The organism is Rhodococcus marinonascens NBRC 14363 (genome assembly GCF_001894885.1).
GTDB classification, from domain to species: domain Bacteria; phylum Actinomycetota; class Actinomycetes; order Mycobacteriales; family Mycobacteriaceae; genus Rhodococcus_F; species Rhodococcus_F marinonascens.
The window spans coordinates 1-1,506 of the sequence record NZ_BCXB01000119.1 but is presented as its reverse complement, the minus strand read 5'-3'; the positions used below and the strand labels follow the sequence as shown (position 1 = coordinate 1,506).

Sequence of the window (1,506 nt, the reverse complement as noted above, 5' to 3'; positions counted from 1 at the left end):
CTGATATGTAAGAAACTTTGTCAAGGGGGCATGGTGAGGCGCCGTCGGGGAGCTACCCCGGCGGCGCCTCGTTGCTTCCTCGACGAGTCTGCGTGGTGAGCGTGTCGTTGACGACGCGCGGTCAGACTGATATACGCGGATTGGCTACCGCAGGACGGGGTTTCGGCTGGAGCGGGTCCGCGTGTCTAGGATCGAGCATCGATCCCTACGAGGCCTGCTCATAGCTGTATCGCGGGTCACTCCACGCGCTGCCACCACCGGCTCGTGCGACGAAGCAGATCGTGGGCGATCAGTCGGTCAGGACCGCCAGAGACCAGCACCAGCCGGCCAACTCGCGGGCGATCGCCACATTCGCGACGGTGGGCCGTTTGCGGCGCTCGAGGAAGCCCACCCACCGTCGGTGCAGACGCTGGTTGCCTTCGTCGCCGCGGGCCCGGGCGGCAGCGGGTGCCTGATCCCAGCGTCCCCGCATCACGGCACCGACGTGGTACCGGGGCCGGTGATGCCAGGCGGACTCGACCAACAACCGGCGCACATGCGTGTTCCCGGTCTTGGTGATCGACCCCTGCACCCGTGACGCACCCGAGGAATACTCGGTGGGCACCAATCCGACGAACGATCCGATGGTGTTGCCGGTGAACCGATGCCAATCGCCGATCTCGACGGCCAACGCGAATCCGGTCAGCGTGCTCACCCCGCGCAGGCACCCCAACCGGCGCACGACCGGGGTGAACTCACTGCCCGCAGCCATCTCCTCTATCGTCGCATCGAGCCGGTCCCGGCGCGCTCTCACCGTCAATACCTGGTCGTAGTCGGCATCGAACGCCAACCGGGTCGCCGCCCCCGACAGTTGCGGTAAGGCCTCCGCCCGTAGCCACAGGTCGTGTTTGCCCGTCCACGCCGCACCACCGTAGTAGACGATGCCGTGACGGAGCAGTAGTTTCGAGAGCCGGTGCCGTGCCCGCATCAGATCGCCCCGACAATCCTCCCGCGCACGCACCAGATCCCGGGCCGCTTCCTGATCGGCACTCGGGACCGATACCGAGGTGATCTCGTCCAACCGCAGCAACCGGGCCAGATGCAACGCATCCTTCGCGTCCGTCTTGACCCGATCCCCGACCGGTCTCTGCAGCTTGCTCGGTGCCACGACCTCACACCGGATCCCCGCCGCGGTCAAGGCCCGATACAACCCGAACCCGGTCGGTCCGGCCTCGTAGGTCACCGCTACCGGCCCGGGAAGATCGGTCACCCACGAACGAATGTGCTCGTAGGACGGGGCCAATCTGGTCTGAACGAGCTCACCTGTGACACTGTCGATCGCTGCCGCAACAACCGATCGTGCATGCACATCGAGCCCAACACTCGTACGCTCGGTGAACACCGGGGCCTCCACCACTGTCGGAAAGACCGGGCAGGCAACCCCTGCCCGGTAACCCATGAACATGGGTGACAGAGGCCCCGGCCCGCAACCCCCTCACGAACGAGACGGTCACTCATACCGTCTAG

The 1,506-nt window shown here is 65.9% G+C and carries 1 protein-coding gene; it reads right to left on the bottom strand.

Annotation, left to right across the window (positions count from 1 at the left end; genetic code table 11):
- Nucleotides 1-289: 289 nt before the first annotated feature.
- On the bottom strand, nt 290-1,381 hold the full coding sequence (locus RM2_RS23105) for an IS110 family RNA-guided transposase (RefSeq protein ID WP_072691773.1): 1,092 nt from the start codon (nt 1,379-1,381) through the stop codon (nt 290-292).
- Nucleotides 1,382-1,506: the final 125 nt, after the last annotated feature.